An 18,127-nucleotide genomic window follows, 5' to 3' on the forward strand; every position below is an offset into this window, starting at 1 on the left:
ATACGGAGCATTTACCAGGAGAACGGCCATGAATCTGCGCGAGCGTATGAACCCTGAAACCGAAGGCGAGTTGCGCGCCGGCTGGGCGAGCCGTGTCGCCGGGCGGCTGTCGCGGGAAGAGCAGGAGTACAAACAGCAGCTCTTTCGCAAGCTGGTCAAGGTGATGGATTTGACCCTGCTGAGCAGTCTGGACGAGCGCGAGGCGCGCCTGCAGGTGCAGCAGGTGTGCGAGTCGCTGATGAGCAAGGAAACGCTGCCCTTCAACGCCGGAGTACGCCAGCGCATCGTCAGCGAACTGCAGGACGAAGTGCTGGGTCTGGGGCCGCTGGAGACACTGCTTGCCGACAAAACGATCTCCGATATTCTGGTCAACGGTACCACGCCCATCTACGTTGAGCGGCGCGGCAAGCTTGAGCAAACCGAGCTGCGCTTCGACAGCGACGCCCACCTGATGAGTATTATCGACCGCATCGTCTCCAGCGTGGGGCGACGTATCGACGAGTCATCCCCCATGGTGGATGCGCGCCTCAAGGACGGCTCGCGGGTCAATGCGGTGATTGCACCGCTGGCCATCGACGGTCCTATGCTCTCCATCCGCCGCTTCGCCGTGGAGCGCTTGGACGCCAACAGCCTAGTGGAGTACGGCAGTATTTCGCCGGAGATCGCCCTGCTGATGGAAAAGGTGGTCAAGGCGCGGCTCAACGTATTGGTCTCCGGCGGCACTGGTGCCGGTAAAACCACCCTGCTCAACGTACTCTCGGGCTTCATTCCCCGAGATGAGCGGATCGTCACCATCGAGGATTCGGCGGAGCTGCAACTGCAGCAGCCCCATGTGGGGCGTCTGGAGACCCGTCCGCCTAATATCGAGGGCAAGGGCGAGATCAGCCAACGTGACCTGGTACGCAACAGCCTGCGCATGCGCCCCGACCGCATTGTGGTGGGCGAGGTGCGCGGCGGCGAGGCCTTCGACATGCTGCAGGCCATGAACACCGGCCACGACGGTTCGCTGACCACCATCCACGCTAACACCCCTCGCGACGCCCTTACACGCATTGAGAATATGGTAGCTATGAGCGGCTACCAACTGCCACCCCAGGCGCTGCGCTCGCAGATCGCCTCGGCCATCGACGTGGTGGTGCAGATCGAGCGCCAGGAGGATGGCGTGCGCCGCCTGGTCAGCGTGCAGGAGGTAAACGGCCAGGAAGGCGAGATTATCACCATGTCGGAGATATTCCGCTTTGATCGTGAGGGTGTCGATGCCGATGGAAAGGTAATCGGCCGCTATGTGGCCACTGGCGTGGTGCCAGGCTTCCACGATCACCTCAAGCGGCGCGGGCTCGACCCTGGTTTGGAGATCTTCCAGAACACAGGAGGGTCGCGGTCATGGATCTGAGCAGCCTTATGGATATCAAGTTCTCCGACCAAACGATCGTCATCGGCATGGTGTTCATTGCCGCCTTCTTGCTGATGCAGAGTTTCCTGGTACCCGCCTTTGGCGAAAACCGTCAGGCGCGAAAGCGTCTAAAGAAGCGATTACGGGCGATTTCCAGCGAGGCCCAAGCTTCCGGCGAGGTCTCGCTAATGCGGCGCAAGTACCTGCACAAGCTCTCGCCCCTGGAACGGGCGCTGGAATCGCTGCCGGGAATGGAGCGTCTGGAACAGCTTATCGAGCAGGCGGGCAAGGAGACGCCTGCCTATCGCGTGGTGCTCTACTCGGTCTGCCTGGGCGGTGTCAGCGGCGTGGCGGGTTACTTTTTGCTGCCTCAGCCTTTGCTTGGGGTGCTGCTGGGGGTGGCCGTGGCGGCGTTTCCCTTCATGCGCCTACTGCGGCAACGCAGCCAGCGCCTGACTCACTTCGAGGAGCAACTGCCCGATGCGCTAATCATCATGGCCAGGGCACTGCGTGCCGGTCATCCCTTCAGCGATGCCATGAACCTAGTGGCCGAGGAAATGACCGAGCCCCTCGCGGGGGAGTTTCGCACCACCTTCATGGAGATCAACTACGGCGGTGACGTTCGCGGTGCCATGCTCGGTCTGTTGCGGCGAGTGCAGAGCGTGACGGTGATGATCTTCGTTACCTCGGTGCTGATCCAGAAGGAGACCGGCGGCAACTTGGCTGAGTTGCTCGATGGCCTGGCCGCCGTAGTGCGTGACCGCTTCCGCTTTCATCGCAAAGTGAAGACGCTCTCCGCCCAAGGGCGGATGGCAGCCTGGATTCTCTCATTACTGCCGTTTGTACTGGCGGGTGTGCTCACGTTGGTCTCGCCTAACTTCATTCCCATGCTGACCCAGGATCCGATCGGGCGGCAACTGGTGATGGCGGCCTTCGTGATGATCGTTATTGGTATTCTGTGGATGCGCAAGATTGTGCGCATCGAGGTCTGAGGAGGGTAGGACATGGACGCTTTAATGCAATGGTTGCAGCCGTTTAGCAACACTCTCGACGATCCGAAAGCATTGCAGCTGATCTTTGCTAGCATGCTCGGCCTGGCGATCTTCGCACTGTTGATTGCTGTGACGTTCGTGGTGATGGGGTTCTCCGATCCATTGCGGCAACGATTGCGCAAACTGGAGACGAGTTCTGCAGGAGCGGTAACAGGGGAGGCAGGGGCTAGCCAGTGGTTGGGCCCTATGGGGGAACGGCTGGTGCCGACCGAAGAAAAGTCCAAAAGCCGTATCGCCCGTGAGCTGCAGCGTGCCGGAAAACGCTCTCCTGGGGCGGTCAATGTCTTCTTCGGCGTGCGCCTGCTGCTCACTGTGGTCCCGCCGATCTTGCTGCTAGTGCTATTGGTGCCTTTCGTACGCCTGGATCCGGTTTTCAGCATGGTAATGGTCGCTGGCTCAGCGATCACTGGCTACCTGCTGCCGCGCTTCTGGCTGGAGCGAACCATCAAGCGCCGCACCCGCTTGCTGCGCCGAGGCTTGCCGGATGCGCTTGATCTGTTAGTGGTTTGCAGCGAGGCAGGCCTAGGACTGGGGGCAGCCATCCAGCGTGTGGCCCGTGATCTCGAGATCAGCCATCCCGAGCTGGCCGAAGAGTTGCATCTCTTTGGTCTGCAGACCCGCGCCGGCATGGATAATAAATCGGCGCTGCGCGACCTAGAGGAGCGCACCGGTGTTGACGACATTCGCGGCCTGGTAACCACGCTGCTGCAGAGCATGCGTTTCGGCACCAGTATTGCCATGACATTGCGTCTCTTCGCTGTGGAGTTACGTGACAAGCGTACCCAGGAAGCGGAAGAAAAAGCGGCAAAGGTGAGCACCAAGATGCTTTTCCCACTGATATTTTGCGTCTTTCCTAGTTTCTTCGTGGTGGCCCTGGGGCCGCCCCTGCTGGGCGCCATGGCGGCTCTTGCCGGGCGCTAATGGCGTGGCTTCAAACCAAAACGATAATCAACAAGGCTTCAGGGAGAATCACATGAAATCCACATTTAGAATTCCGCTAATTTTTACCGCGCTGGCCTTGATCCTAGGAGGGTGTGCCAGTAATTCCCAGCTTCAATCAGGCGCAGATCCCTACGCAGCGCTGGGCAACAGCAGTTCGGTGGAGTACAGCACGGCCTTCCCGGTTGCCTCGCCAGAAGAGGCCTACCGTAACGGTGCCGGGGCGATGCGTGCTGGCGACCCCGACCGAGCCCTCTTTGAATACCTGCGTGGGCTGCGGATGGAGAGGCGCCCCCAGGCCGATCCGCTCTACCGAGTGGGCATCATCCACCATGGGCGCGGTAACCACGACTTGGCCGAGAAGGCCTACCTCTGGGCGCTTGCGCTCGACGGCAGTCATATCGGGGCGCGCACGGCACTGGGCGTGGCGCTGCTAGAGCAACGCAAGTTCGATCAAGCAGAGGAGCAGCTGCAGCCGTTGGCAACCCGCCGTGATACGCCCTGGCAGGCGCATAATGCCCTGGGAGTGATTGCCGACATGCGTAGTGATTACAGTTTGGCGCAAAGCCACTATGAAAAAGCGCTGGAGGTGAGGCCCAGCACTCCGCTGGTTCTCAACAACCTAGGCTATTCACGCTATTTGGCCGGCGATTGGCCGGGGGCACGCCAGTCACTGCGCCGTGCGGTGAGTGTCAACCCCGGTTATGAGTTGGCCTGGCGCAACCTCGGCCTGGTCTACGCTCGTGAGGGTGACTTCGAGACGGCTGTTGAGGCGGTGGCGCGCAATGGAGACCGCGCCAAGGCCTACAACGATATCGGTTATATTTCGATGCTGGAAGGGCGCTACGACGATGCCATGGGCTTCTTTGAGGAGGCGATGCGTCTCTCGCCGGCCTACTACGTCACCGCCAGCGAGAACGCCCAGAACCTGGACAACATTAGGCGGCGTAGCGGTGGCGTTCGCGCCAACTGATAGCCACGTAACCAGACTTTTCCGCGGAGGAAGAGATCATGAAGGGACACAGATTGCAGGGCAGGTCGCTACACCGACAGCAGGGCAGTGAGACCGTGGAGTTTGCTATCTCGTCCATACTGTTGTTCCTCCTGCTCTTCGGCATCATCGAGTTCAGCGTGGCACTTTTCGACAAGGCAACGCTTACTAACGCCAGCCGCGAAGGGGCCAGAACAGGAATTTTGTTCAAGCCGCAGCCGCGGGATATTGCTGCTGAAAATGCGGCCATTGAGCAAGCGATTCGTGACTACGCCGAGGAGTATTTAATTTCGCTCGGCGGACCGGCGGAAATGGCTATCGACATTCAGCGCTCTGACGCCAATATGCCGCCCGGCAGCGATGTCGTCGTCACCGTTAACTATCCTTACGAGTTCCTGCTGCTGCCTGGCTTTGTCGGCACCTTGGGCGGCATTCTAGAGCTTTCCTCCACCACTACCATGCGAGCGGAATAGCCATGAACATTAAACAATCACGACGTTCAAGTTGGCGCTTTGGCTCTCCGCAACGTCAGAGTGGTATCTCCATTGTTTTGGTGTCCTTGTCGCTCTTCATGCTGATGGCCTTCACGGCACTCTCGGTGGATGGTGGCAATCTCTTCGTGGCCAGAAACGAGTTGCATAACGCCTCTGATGCCGGAGCGCTGGCAGGAGCGCGCTTCCTGTACACCAGCGATGGCAGTGCGGTGAACGCTGGGGCCAATCAGGTCGCTACCGATGCGGCGGAAGCCAACAACAGTCAGAACGAGACGGTCGAAATCATCAGTGCTTTGCGAGGTCACTGGAGCTTCGGTTCACGAACTTTCACCGCCGATGATTCGCTCGTTCCTGCCGACCTTTTCGAGAAGACCACGGCAGAACTCGACGAGTACGACCCTTTCGAACCTTTCATCAATGCTGTCGAGGTGGTCACGGCGCGCCAGCAGACACCCGTGGAAGCCTTCTTTGGTCGGGTGCTAGGGTTTGAGGGTTATGAGGCTTCAGCTCGCTCGGTGGCCTATATCGGCTTTGCGGGAACGTTACGGCCGGAAGATGTGGATCAACCGATTGCCTTGTGCAAACAAGCGTTGCTCAATCCTGGCGGTAATTACTCCTGCGACGTGGGACGTTTCATCCCGGAAGGTGATCAGACCGGTGGTTGGACCAATTTCGAGCATGATCAAAGTGGGGCCACAAATGCTAAGGAATTGAAAGATCTGGTGGAAGGAGATGGCAACGAGAACGAGATGTTTTTTGGTGAAGATATTGCCACTAATAATGGCCAGGTTCAGTCAGCGTTTAGTGCGCTCTACGATCGCTGGGTGGATGAAACAAACCGCGAGGAGACCTGGACGATAACCTTGCCGGTGATCGACTGCGAGTCAGGCGTTGCGCCGCAAAACCCTTTGGTTGGTGCCGTAACGGTACACGTCATGTGGGTGGTCAGTAATGCACAGGAGAACAAGATCGACCAGTATGCCCCTGAACGTATGTCGCTTTCCCCCGATTCCGAGGATGTCGAGTGGCCCGGTGACTGGGAGAATGCCAGCACGGATGGGGAGGTGCGCTGGGATGACTTTGTCGATCACTTCGGGCTGCAGTTCCAGAACGGTGATCCGGCCGATTGGCGTAAGATGAGCATCTACTTCCTGCCTAGCTGCAGTGTTCATGAACCCAAGGGCCAAACCGGCGGCGAGAATTTCGGCATCCTTGCCCAGATCCCAGTGCTGGTGGATTGATGACTCGCTATCCCTTCATGGCAGAGCGCGGGCGAGGCGGGGGTATCGCCCGCACTGCTGTGTGGGACGCTTTTCCCTTTGTTTCACGGATTGGGAGATTTTAGCAACGGGGGGAGATCGGGTAGTGTCGTCGGGGGACTAGGGAATGCGTCTTTTGATTGCGTGCTGGCCGACTCCATATTCTCTAGCCGGTAGCGGGAGGGAGGCTTGCCGACATAACGCTGGAAAATACGGGTGAAGTAGGAGAGATCGCTGAAGCCAACTGTGAAGCAGACATCAGTGATCGAGACTTTGGGATTGGCAAGTAGCCGCATGGCTTCGCTGATGCGCCGGTGTAACAGGTACTCTTGGAAGGTGATGCCGGCCACCCGCTTGAAGAAACGGCTGAATTGAAAGGGGCCGAGTCCACATAGACCCGCAGCTTCGCTCTGGACGATCTTGCGATGCAGATTCAGGTCAATGAAAGAAATAACGCGCTGCAGGCGCGCCTGATCGTCGCCGGGTATTGTGCAGTAGAGGCGCGCTTCTGGCGGGATTTGGTTCTGGACCTCAACGACATTGCGATCGGTTAGCTTGGACTTTTCCGGTAGGCGAACAGCATAGAGTTTTTCCATTACCTCGAGAAAGCGGGTCATGTCGAAGGGTTGTACGAAGTAATCCCATACGCGCGCCCGGAACGCCCACACGGCCAGGTGCTCGGAATGGGCTTGGGTAATCATCAACAGGGGAATGGAGGGAAAAGCCTGTTTGGTTTCGCGTAGGCTGGCCAGTCCGGTGAAATCGGGGTAGTCGTACTGGAAGCAGGCGGCCACGGGTGGCTTATCTGACATCCAGGGAGACGGGTCCTGGCCGGGAAACACTGTCTCTAGTCGATAGCCCCGACATTCCAGGGCCTTGTGGTAATCGTCATCAACCCCAGTTTGTACGTTTCTCAATACGATGAGTACGTAGTCATGAGTTCTCATGAATGTCTCCCTTCGCCTGCCCGGCAATTGGCCTTTGCTTCTTTTGAGTTCGGTCATACGGACATTCTGTAACGTTCTTTTTCTTTCTCTTTTTTTGCTGTCTTATTTTTTCTTTATTTTTCTAAAGGTTGGTACGATTTTAGTCGGCTCTTGTGCTTGAAATAGGGCACAAAAAACTTAATCTTAGTTGTATTTGGCTTTTTTCACAGCATTTGAATTGCGAGAAGCACGCCTGAGTAAAGAAGCCTTTAACCCGCCCCATTCATGAGGATGCTGATTGAGCCTTTTAGAGCCCTGGGTTGAAAATCACCGGTATTCCAGGTCATGGCAGCATTCGCGAGGCTGTTCAGGTGGCCGCCCACCCGGCCGCTTCAGGTAGGGCGCTGCCAGCTTTCTTTATGCTGTGAAGCGAAGGGCGCGAGTTATTCTCAAAGCCCAGGTATAGCCTTTCAAATGGTGGCTCTATCTGACAACGATCGAAAAGAAACACCTTCAGCCCTCCCGTAAAAATAGCGCTGTTTTGCCGAGTCGCGCTTCTGCCATTCGGCACACTCCTTCCTTCTTAAGCCGAGACACTTTGTTTGCCGCCTGATCATTCAGCAGCTCGGCCAGTGCTACCTAATAGTTACCGGTGGAATCCCTTTCAGTAAAAGCCAAAGCACTTGCTTGCTGGCGCGCTTCAAGTGTGGATCAGCAACACGCGATAAAGGTGGCTTCTTGGCCATTGTGACGCTCGCCGTGAGCGTGGCGCGGTAACCCGCGTACTAAAAAGCTAATGTTAATAATCCCGCCTAGCATGATGTTATTTCCTTTTTATCTGATGCCAGTACTTACCTCTGCACGGGTATATGGCGTTATCTATCTCATATTCAGTGATTATGTAAAACATATGAATTTTTTTGTTTTTGTATGTAACATTAATTTACATAAGAAAAGGCAACGTGTTTGTGCCGTTGTGCAGACTGCATTGCCAATAGTTATCAACGAGGCTCTGGGAAATGCCTGAACATAATCCCCGGGCGGTAGCGTGGCAAGACACTAAGTACAGGGAGCAACTAATGAATAAATTCAATAATGTAGTAAGGGTTGAATCTGATAGGAACCCACTACGGCTAATTCGCTGGCTGATGTTGATCATGCTCCTAGGGGTGCTGAGTGGCTGTGCCATGGCGCCCGGCGGACATATTGACGGGGATAAGCTTGAACAATCGCTGGATGGGCGAGTGAACGTGCAACCGATTACTCCGAATCTAGTGGATGCGATGCACGTGGGGGAGGCGCCTAGTCAACCAACGCCTCAGGTAATGGATCTGGAGGTACAGGGCTACGAATATCGTGTGGGGCCTGGAGACATTTTGAGCGTGATTGTCTATGACCACCCCGAACTGACTATTCCAGCCGGAGCAGAGCGCTCCGCTGCGGAAACCGGAAACCGGATACGGCCCAACGGCACTATGTTCTACCCCTATGTGGGGCGTGTAAAAGTCGAGGGAATGACGCTGGATCAGATTCGGGAACTGATCGCACGGCGGCTTTCCAGCGTGATCACCGACCCTCAGGTAGAAGTTGGCATTGCGGCATTTCACTCACAGAAAGTCTATGTCAGTGGCGCTGTGGAAAACCCAGGCATTCTGCCGCTGACCATTGTGCCGATGACAATCCTGGATGCTATCAGTCAAGTGGGTGGGGCGCTCGATAATGCTGACTGGCGTAACGTCACGTTGAGTCGCAATGGAAGCGAAGAACATATTTCGCTTTACGCCATGATGCGCCAAGGGGATATGACTCAGAACCGGTTGCTGCGTGATGGCGACCTGCTTCATGTACCGACCATGGAAAATCAGAACGTTATCGTGATGGGGCACGTAATGCGTCCTGGTGCGATTGCCTTGGGTAACGAACGCATCACCTTGACGGATGCGCTGGGAAGAGCAGGCGGCGTGAACGAAAGCCGGGCTGAGCCTTCAGGTATCTTCGTGGTGCGAGGAAACCCGCCCGGAAGCGAGGAGATCGCCACTGTTTATCAGTTAGATATTCAGGATGCCACCCGTCTATTGCTGGGAACGCGTTTTCCTCTCCAGCCGCAGGATGTGGTGTACGTGACGTCAGCACCGCTGGCTCGCTGGAACACCGTGATCTCGCTGCTGTTGCCTTCGGTCAGCCTGCCGGGCGATGTCGCGACGGTCGCCACGGATGTCGGTGAATTGTAAGCACCGATTCGAACGATATTTCACGAGTAATGAGGCATGGCCATGACTTACTTTCCCCAACCACCTTCGTCGTCGTCTCCCCCCCAGGAAAACAACGACCTTAATCTGCGCAAATTGGTAGACACACTATCCGACCATCGGTGGTTTATTGTGTCGATAACGGGGCTTTTTCTCCTGGCCGGGTATTTTTATGCCAACTCGCAGCCGCGCATCTATCAGGCGGACGCGTTGGTTCAGATTGAGAACCAAGGGTCTAGCTTGGCGTTTATGGAATCATTAGGGGAGCAGCAACCCGATAACCCTACCTCCGCCGAGCTTGAAATACTGCAGTCGCGCATGGTGCTGGGAGAAACGGCTGAACGGCAGGATCTGGCCATTAAAGTTGAGCCACGGCGATTGCCATTGGTGGGGGACTTCTTGGTTCATCATGGCGTTAGCCAAGCCTGGTTCAAAAGCTTCATGCCGGGATTTATACGCGAATGGTTGACGGATTTCGAGGAAAGTGACTGGGATAATCCTTATGTATGGGCCGGTGAGTCGCTAAGCGTTGCACGCTTCGATGTGCCTGATGAAAGAGTGCAAAGTGAGCATGTACTGCGCCTTCTGAGAAACGGCAATTTCGAGTTGTTGCTGGAAGATGAAACGCTGCTCAGCGGTAAAGTCGGGGAAACGGTGCAGGACGACGCGCTGGGGTATCGTCTTTTCGTTAGCCAGGCGATAGCGCATCCCGGGGCAGAGTTCATGCTGGAGCGAACGACTTCACTTAATGCGATAAAGGATCTGAAACGGCGTTTCGAGATTATGCCGCGAGGCGTTGACTCGGGGGTTTACGAATTGACGCTAAACGGCGCGGATCGCGACCAGATTCAGCCGACGCTGGACACCCTGACCGGTGTTTTCCTTACTCAGAACGTCCAGCGTCATTCGGAAGAAGCCGAGAAGCAGATCGCCTTTCTCAACGAACAGATTCCTCAGGTCAGCGATCAGTTGTCTGCCGCCGAGGGAATGCTCAACGACTACCGGGCGCAACGCGACTCCGTGGACCTGACGTTCGAGACCGAAAATCTGCTCACTCGGGTGGTCGATGTAGAAAACCAACTTAGTGCGCTGTCCATGCGAGAAGCCGACCTGGCCGAGCGGTATCGTCCCTCACACCCCAATTACCAGACACTTCTAAGACAGCGCGGACAGCTTGAAGCCGAACGTGACCGGCTTAATGCTCAGGTTAGTGAATTACCCGAGACCCAGCAGGAAGTTCTGCGTCTTACGCGAGACACTCAAGTAAATCAGCAAGTGTATGTGCAGCTGCTTAACCAGCTTCAAGAAATGCGCCTGGTCAAGGCCGGTACCGTGGGTAACGTACGTATTCTGGATGCTGCCATGCTGAATCCCGGCACTATCGCACCCCGTATTCCGCTAGTAACTGCAGTCAGCGGCCTGCTCGGGGCATTGCTAGCGACAATGGCAATCATAGTGCGCCTGTTGCTCAGCAGAGCGATCAAGACCCCAGAGCAGCTTGAAGAGTTGGGTCTGCCCGTCTACGCCACCTTGCCGAACTCTGGTGATCAGGTGGGGCTTACCGAGCGAATCCGTCCACGCCATTCCAAAAAATCCCAGGAAGTTTTCCGAGGCTTACTGGCCGTTAAGAAACCTGCTGAAATTGCAGTGGAAGCCTTGCGTGGGCTACGCACCAGTCTCTATTTCGCCATGCTTGAAGCCGACAATAATCGATTAATGATTACCGGGGCTAGCCCAGGGGTAGGGAAGAGCTTCGTAGCGGCTAACTTAGCGGCTGTATGTGCCCAGGCGGGACAAAGGGTTTTATTAATCGATGCGGATATGCGTCGGGGTCACTTGCATTATGCTTTTAATGGCAGGGGGGTAAAGGGACTTTCAGAGTTGTTGGCACGGCGGATTAGCTTAGAAGAGGCCATTCGTCACAGTGATCTCGAGGGGCTTGATTATTTGGCAAGGGGCAGTGTGCCGCCCAACCCGTCGGAGCTTTTGATGCAGCAGAGCTTTCACGATTTTCTTGAGTCGATGAGCCAGCATTACGACTTGGTGATAGTGGATACCCCGCCGATCCTGGCGGTGACCGATGCCACGGTCGTGGGCAAGTTGGCCGGAACTAGCTTGATGGTGGTGCGGTTCGATAGTAACGCTCCCGGCGAAATCAAGGCCGCCAAACGCCGTTTGGAGAATGCTGGCGTGAGGCTCAAAGGAGGCATTCTGAACGGCGTGAAAAAATCCACCAATAGCCGCCACGGTTACTACGGCAGCTACCTCTACGCTTACCGGTGATAAAAGATGCTGAATCAACTGCGCGAATTCTATTCATTATTGACTCAGCAACAGCGGCGTCGCTTGTTGAGGCTGCAAATACTGATTATTGGCATGGCCCTCGCTCAGATCGCCGGTGTGATCGCTATTGGCCCTTTCATGGCGGTGGTTGGAGACATGAGTCGGCTCCAAGGCGATGGCTGGCTGGCTTGGGCTTACACCACGAGTGGCATGCAAAGCCCTAGGGGTTTTCTGAGTCTATTGGGTTCCATGGTGCTCGGCGTACTGTTACTGGCGGCATTGTTTTCCATGTACACCACTTGGCGGCTGGCGCTTTACAGTGAACAGGTGGGGGCGGAACTTTCTAGCCGACTTTACCGCTATTACCTCCACCAGCCCTGGTTGTTTCATTCCAATCAGAACACTAGCGGCCTGGTGAGTAAAGTATCGGCGGAAGTCCAGCGAGTAACCACAAAAGTCATCAATCCTGCGATGGAACTCAATGCCAAGTCGGTAATGGTGGGCTTGATGACGTTGGCAATCTTTCTCTACAACCCAGTCGTGGCAATAGTCGGTGTATTGATATTCGTCGTCTCTTACCTGCTGCTTTATCAAACGGTACGTCGTTTTCTGACCGTTCACGGCAAACGGGTCTCCGAGGCTCAATCCAAGCGCTTCAAGCTAATGAATGAAGGCTTTGGCGGGATCAAGGACCTGCTTTTACTACATCGCCAGGCAGGGTTTACCTCGCGCTTTGATAACGCCAGCAAACGTATTGCGCGGGGGCAGGGAGTGACCCAAGGGTTGAGTGAGGCCCCGCGTTACGCCATCGAACTGGTGGCTTTCGGTTCGGTGATCATGCTGGTGCTGTATCTGCTTAATCTCTACGAGAGCAATCTGGGTGCCATTTTACCGGCTCTCTCGATCTATGCCCTAGCGGGTTTCAAGATGCTTCCCGGTTTTCAGAAGATCTATAGCTCGATCTCGAAAATCCGCGGCAACTTGGCAGCCTATGACGCCATTCGTGAGGACTTGATAGCAAGTCGTGATGAAGTGAAACACGGTTACGCAGGGAGTGAAGCTCAGCCCGATGCTCGGATAACGCCTTGGGTGCCTCAGCGTGAGATCAAGTTGCAGGACGTGGTCTTTGACTATCCCGGAACGCGGGCACGAGCGTTGGATGGGCTGACGCTTTCGATACCCGTTAACCAGATGGTGGGGTTGGTGGGGGCCTCGGGGAGTGGCAAAAGCACCGCTGTGGACCTTTTGCTGGGCCTGGTTGAGCCTAGTCAAGGCCAGGTTCTGGTCGATGATGTGCCGCTGACGCATGAAAACTTGCGCTATTGGCAGGCGGGTATCGGCTTTGTACCGCAGCAGATATTTTTGTCAGATGCCAGCATTCTCGAAAATGTTGCCTTTGCCATTGACCGTCAGAATATTGATGTCGAAAGAGTCAAGGAAGCGCTACACATGGCGCAACTCGATGAACTGATCGAGAGACTTCCCGAGGGTCTTGAAACGCGAATCGGAGAGCGTGGGGTGCAGATTTCTGGGGGGCAGCGCCAGCGTCTGGGTATCGCTCGCGCCCTTTATCAGCAAGCTAGGGTGCTGGTGTTCGACGAAGCCACCAGCGCATTGGACGGCATTACTGAACGTCGCGTCATGGATGATATCCAGCGGTTTTCTGGGCAGATGACTGTAGTGCTGATCGCCCATCGTCTGGCGACGGTCAAGGAGTGCGACATCATCTACATGCTTGAAGACGGGAAGATGAGTGATGCTGGAACCTACCACGACCTGGCCACCCGCAACCAGACCTTCAAGATGATGGCTAACCTCTAGCCACGGTAGACAAAGGGTATCGCCATGAATCTGATTGGATCGCTACTGTTGTTCCTAGGCCTTTCACTGAGCAGCCTTTATTTATTTCCCAGTGGCGGTCCTCAGGTGACTGATTTTGTATTGATAGGCTTTGCCGGTGTGATGCTAGTGATGTCACTGGGGGACGAACGCCTGAAAGTCTCGCCCTTTGCCCTTTGCTGGGGGCTGATGGTTTTGTGGGTAGTGCTGGTATGCCTTGGCTGGACGTTGGTGATGGAAACTACCAGTTTTTTCAGGCCCGCCCTGTTCTTTCTGTTCAACTTTCTGGTGGGGATGGCGCTTCTCCGCTTTCTGGGCGTTTATGGCGAACGCTCCAAGGTGATTATCCGCAATGGTGTCTCTATCGCTTTACTGGTTTCGGGTAGCATGACGCTGGCGCAATTGGCCTTGGGAGTCAATCGCACTACCGGGAGTTTCAACAACCCCAACCAGCTGGCCTACTTTTCGCTATGCGGCGTGGTGGTGCTATTAATGCTTGATGATTTTCATCCGAGGATGAGGCTTTTAGGGTTGGCTGGGCTGGCCTCTGGCGTGCTGGGTATCCTAGCAGCTTCGTCGTTGGCGGCGATGGGGGGTGGCGTCATGGTGCTGATTGGTTGGGCCATGGCCAACGCCAGGCAGGTTAAGTACTTCGCCCGCCTGTTGCTACTTTTTCCTCTGTTGGTGGGCGGCGTGGTGGTGGCCAATATCAACTCGGATGGACAAGTGTTGCGAAACCTGGAAGCACGTATGGACAGGGCGCCGTCCAAGATGGACAGCGTTTATGAAGAGCGCAAGTTCGACCGGCTGACGAACTTTCCCGCCTACGCCATTCTGGGGGCAGGGGAAGCCGAGCGCGGGCGCTTCGCTCCCTACGGTGGGCACGAGATTCATTCCTCCTTTGTCAACATGTTGTTTGCCTATGGTTTGCCGGGGTTGGTGCTTTTTCTGTTGACCATAGCCATCGTGTTACGTCGAGCCCCATTTTACGTCTGGGCCGGAGTGGCCGGGCCCTTGATCTATTCCACCACCCATAATGGCCTGCGATCGACATTATTTTGGATGGTATTGGTGATCGGTTGGCATCTCTATCGAGAAGGCTCAATAGTGGCCTCGCGTCAACGCCTGATCCCCGACCCCCCCTGAAGTATGCCGTTTTCCATATCGTGACTGGATAACTAGCAAGCAAGTCCGGCAAGCAATATTGAAGGGGGTACCATGGCTAGTTTAATGCAATCATTGTCGATGACGCCGCGTTGGATAAAACGCCGCGTGCTTGTGGTGCTGGATGGCGTCATCGTGGCGGGTAGTCTGCAATTGGCGACCATTATTCATCTAGAAAGCATGCAGCCGCTGAAAAACACTTCACTTTGGGCGACTATCGGCTTATTGGTGCCGATGAGTCTCTTGCTTTTCCACTGGCTGGGGCTGTATCGCGTAGTGATTCGCTACATGAGCCATGTCACCGTACCGACAGTGGCTATTGTGGTGGTGTCTTCTGCCTTGCTGGTGGCACCGGCGAGCTATTTGGCGGGACACAGCGTTGAACTATCCGTGATCGTCGTCTATGCCTTGCTCTTGCTGTTGGGCATCGGAAGCCTGCGTTTTTTGCTGCGCGAGTTATACCGCCATAGCCAGCTTCGACAACGTAAACCGGTGGTGATCTATGGCGCCGGGGCCGCTGGATGTGAGCTGGTCGCTGCACTGCGGCATGGAGGGGAATATTGGCCGGTAGCGTTTGTCGATGACTGGCGAGGATTGGAAGGTGCCATGGTCGAAGGGCTTAGAGTCCATCAGCCGGTAGCTCTAGCCGCCCTGGTTCAGGAGCACCGAGCTACAATGGTCTTGCTGGCTATTCCTAGTGCCCCCCGGTGGCGCCGACGCGAGATATTACACTGGCTTTCTGGTCTTTCTGTCCCTCTTAAAACCATTCCTGGAAGTGCCGATGTGATCTCTGGCCGGGCAAAAATCAGCGAACTGCGTGATGTGGCACTTGAAGATTTATTGGGACGGGAATCCGTACCTGCTTTCCCTGAGCTAATGCAAGCCGATATTCGCGATAAAGCGGTCATGGTGACGGGGGCTGGAGGCTCGATAGGCAGTGAGTTGTGTCGCCAGATTCTCGATCAAAATCCCGCGCGTTTACTTTTGATCGATAACTGCGAGTTTGCACTTTACGCCATCGAACAAGAGTTAAAACAACATATCGAAATCACTAAATCGCGCTGCGAACTGAAACCACTGCTCATATCGGTACAGCATTCGGGCAGTCTCAAGGCGGTATTTGAAAGTTTCGAGGTGCATACCGTCTATCATGCTGCGGCTTACAAGCACGTTCCTATGGTGGAGTTTAACCTTGTCCAGGGCGTGAGCAATAACGTCTTTGGCACCTTGAACCTGGCCAAGGCGGCGATGGCGGCGGGAGTGCAAACCTTTGTGCTGATTTCCACCGACAAAGCGGTTCGGCCGACCAATGCCATGGGCGCTTCAAAACGCTTATCCGAGCTTATCTGCCAAGCTTTCTCTCGTGTCCAGACCGAAACGCGTTTCTGCATGGTGCGTTTTGGCAATGTGTTGGGATCGAGTGGCTCCGTTGTGCCTCTGTTTCGTAAGCAGATTGAGCAGGGCGGTCCGATTAAGGTGACGCATCCTGACATCACTCGTTATTTCATGACGATTCCCGAAGCTGCCCAGCTAGTTATCCAGGCCGGCGCTATGGGCGAAGGTGGCGAGGTGTTCGTGCTTGATATGGGGGAGCCGGTACGCATCCATGATCTAGCGAGGAACATGGTGCGTCTTTCGGGGCTGGAGGTAAGAGACGCTGAGCATCCCGAGGGGGATATCGAGATCGTCTATTCCGGCTTGCGCCCTGGAGAGAAGCTTTTCGAGGAGTTGTTGATCGGCCATGACGTTAGGAGAACGCGCCACGATCGCATCATGACCTCGAAAGAGCGCTTTTGGGAATGGCCCAGGCTAGAAGCCTTTCTCCAAGAACTGGAGCAGGCCTTTATCGCGACCGACCATCTGCGTATTCGGCAACTGCTTCAATCGGCACCTCTGGATTACCACCCTCTAGATGATATAGCCGACCTGGTGTGGGAGGCACGTCAAATGATGCTTCCCAATGTACGGCGTCAGCACCCCGAGATAACAACTCCTTTGATGTCAGTCGTCCGACTCGCCCCCTCACTGAATCCAGTATCCAAAGAAGGCTGATGCCCATGGTGGCGCGGGCGATCAACGGCTCCTTTGGCGCGAAGCTTAATTCTGTGGTTACCGGTGTTGCTGGTTGAGTTTAACCGGATGTTGCCTTCAAGCTTTTCGACGATTGCCTTACCGACCTTTGTATTAACACCGATCCGAAAAGCAAGTAGGCGCCTTCAAGCACTCTCTTATTAACTGGCTCCAATCCTTTCTCAAGTGCTTTAAAAGCACTTTCCCAAATGCTCTCTCAAGTGCTTTTCAAAGCACCCTCTTTATCATATGGAGAACAGCGATGACGTCCAGGCAAAAGAATAACGAACAGCAAGAATGGCCGGCCGGGATTAGCGTTTTCCTGGTTAGAGAGCGCGGTTTGGCATACCTAGATAATCTGCGTCGCTTGCTTGATAGCTATGGTTTCAATCTTTTGTGTGACCTGCCGCTTGAGGAAGAGCAGTGTCAGGTGCTGGCTCAGCGTATTCAAGATGAAGGTCAGAAAGGGGATGTCTGGCCTGATAGTGGCGGCCAACCCGCTCATCTGCTGGTAGTGCACGACGTACACCCTATGAAGGAAGTCACGTCATCGAAAGACAACGCCGGGCGGATTGATAATGTGCGCGTGCTTACGGTCAAGGCAAAGATAAGGGATAAGGTCAATCACGCATGTCCCGCACGGCAACAATGCGACCCTATGTATGTGTTCTGTAACCGAAGCCAGTCCCTCGCGTCTCTCGCGACGATCATTCCCCAGCGGATAGGTGAAATACGGCAAGCAGCCCAGCGGTATAATGCCGCATTTCGTACGCCCTATCCGGTATTGGCTGATCTGAGTAAGCAACTTTGCCGAGCCAAGGTGGAGTTGGTGGACTTTCACGGCACTGAAGCGATTTGTAAGACGTTTCGTCCCGGGCGCGAACGTTATCTGGAACGTGAAGTGAACGCGCGTGAATTGGGTGCCTCATTGCCTGAAGTGTCACGTCTGCTAGAAGTTGGTCCCCATTATCTGGTATTCGAGCGCTATGCCAACCGTATGGAGCACATACTCTCGCCTCGAGTGCCTTTTTCTCACCATGGCTTGCTGCCTATCTGGACCATCGAGCGTGTGAGAGCCGTTATCCTGCATTATCGCCGTCTTGGCTATGAGTGTATCGACCTCAATCCGCAAGATCTTATCTATGATCCTTGCCAGGGCCTAAAAATCATCGATTTTGAATTCCTCCAGCCCGGTATGGATGAAATACAGTCATTGAAGGGCAACTATGCCTGGTACGAAGTGCCGCTGCGCTTTAGAGGTGATTTACCACCTTCAGCTCGCCAGAACTCCTATCGCCAGCATTGGTTTCCTTATACCGGGCTGCCTCGAACCCTATGCCTTAATGAACTTCCACGTCCGTTTCTTGCCATGGTGCGCTCAGCAGCCTTGGTGCCCTTGACGCTGGACGGTCTGAGGCGAGTGGGATGGCGTCATATTCAGCGTTTTGTTCGCAATTGAGATGAACGA

At 55.3% G+C, this 18,127-nt stretch carries 13 protein-coding genes; 12 read left to right on the plus strand and 1 reads right to left on the minus strand.

The features are described from left to right. Positions 1–28: 28 nt before the first annotated feature. The 6 genes from QC823_RS11130 to QC823_RS11155 are packed head-to-tail and all read left to right on the plus strand — an operon-like array spanning position 29 to position 6,110. Complete coding sequence (locus QC823_RS11130) at positions 29–1,393, plus strand: TadA family conjugal transfer-associated ATPase (RefSeq protein WP_309656416.1); 1,365 nt, start codon at positions 29–31, stop codon at positions 1,391–1,393. After that, a complete protein-coding gene (locus tag QC823_RS11135) occupies positions 1,384–2,385 on the plus strand; it encodes a type II secretion system F family protein (RefSeq protein WP_309656417.1) in 1,002 nt (333 codons plus the stop codon). Before QC823_RS11130 ends, QC823_RS11135 begins: the two co-directional genes overlap by 10 nt. A 12-nt stretch (positions 2,386–2,397) precedes the next feature. Continuing rightward, positions 2,398–3,366, plus strand: coding sequence for a type II secretion system F family protein (locus QC823_RS11140; protein ID WP_309656418.1), 969 nt, complete (start codon positions 2,398–2,400; stop codon positions 3,364–3,366). Positions 3,367–3,418: 52 nt separating this feature from the next. Beyond that, the gene (locus QC823_RS11145; RefSeq protein WP_309656419.1) at positions 3,419–4,357 is read left to right on the plus strand and encodes a tetratricopeptide repeat protein; all 939 of its coding nucleotides are present in this window, start codon (positions 3,419–3,421) and stop codon (positions 4,355–4,357) included. 38 nt (positions 4,358–4,395) lie between these two features. Further along, complete coding sequence (locus QC823_RS11150; protein WP_309656420.1) at positions 4,396–4,848, plus strand: TadE/TadG family type IV pilus assembly protein; 453 nt, start codon at positions 4,396–4,398, stop codon at positions 4,846–4,848. A 2-nt stretch (positions 4,849–4,850) separates the two neighbouring features. Beyond that, on the plus strand, positions 4,851–6,110 hold the full coding sequence (locus QC823_RS11155) for a TadG family pilus assembly protein (RefSeq protein ID WP_309656421.1): 1,260 nt from the start codon (positions 4,851–4,853) through the stop codon (positions 6,108–6,110). Between the two features lie 83 nt (positions 6,111–6,193). Here the strand turns inward: QC823_RS11155 and QC823_RS11160 are convergent, their stop codons facing one another. Then, positions 6,194–7,075 (minus strand): helix-turn-helix transcriptional regulator, encoded by an 882-nt coding sequence (locus QC823_RS11160; protein ID WP_309656422.1) that lies wholly within the window; start codon positions 7,073–7,075, stop codon positions 6,194–6,196. A 1,058-nt stretch (positions 7,076–8,133) separates the two neighbouring features. Here QC823_RS11160 and QC823_RS11165 point away from each other — a divergent pair. From QC823_RS11165 to QC823_RS11190, 6 genes are all read left to right on the plus strand, one after another. Beyond that, on the plus strand, positions 8,134–9,285 hold the full coding sequence (locus tag QC823_RS11165) for a polysaccharide export protein (protein ID WP_309656423.1): 1,152 nt from the start codon (positions 8,134–8,136) through the stop codon (positions 9,283–9,285). Between the two features lie 42 nt (positions 9,286–9,327). Next, on the plus strand, positions 9,328–11,586 hold the full coding sequence (locus QC823_RS11170; RefSeq protein WP_309656424.1) for a polysaccharide biosynthesis tyrosine autokinase: 2,259 nt from the start codon (positions 9,328–9,330) through the stop codon (positions 11,584–11,586). 6 nt (positions 11,587–11,592) lie between these two features. Next, positions 11,593–13,407 carry an ABC transporter ATP-binding protein gene (locus tag QC823_RS11175; RefSeq protein WP_309656425.1) on the plus strand — a complete coding sequence of 605 codons (1,815 nt, stop codon included), beginning with the start codon at positions 11,593–11,595 and terminating at the stop codon, positions 13,405–13,407. 24 nt (positions 13,408–13,431) lie between these two features. Further along, positions 13,432–14,571, plus strand: a complete 1,140-nt coding sequence (locus tag QC823_RS11180; RefSeq protein WP_309656426.1) for a hypothetical protein — start codon at positions 13,432–13,434, stop codon at positions 14,569–14,571. Positions 14,572–14,643: 72 nt separating this feature from the next. Continuing rightward, the gene (locus tag QC823_RS11185; RefSeq protein ID WP_309656427.1) at positions 14,644–16,641 is read left to right on the plus strand and encodes a polysaccharide biosynthesis protein; all 1,998 of its coding nucleotides are present in this window, start codon (positions 14,644–14,646) and stop codon (positions 16,639–16,641) included. A 280-nt stretch (positions 16,642–16,921) separates the two neighbouring features. Beyond that, entirely contained in the window at positions 16,922–18,118 is a 1,197-nt protein-coding gene (locus tag QC823_RS11190) for a hypothetical protein (protein WP_309656428.1), read from the plus strand. The last annotated feature ends 9 nt before the right edge of the window (positions 18,119–18,127 follow it).

Source organism: Vreelandella vilamensis, assembly GCF_031451755.1.
Classification (GTDB): Bacteria; Pseudomonadota; Gammaproteobacteria; order Pseudomonadales; family Halomonadaceae; genus Vreelandella; species Vreelandella vilamensis.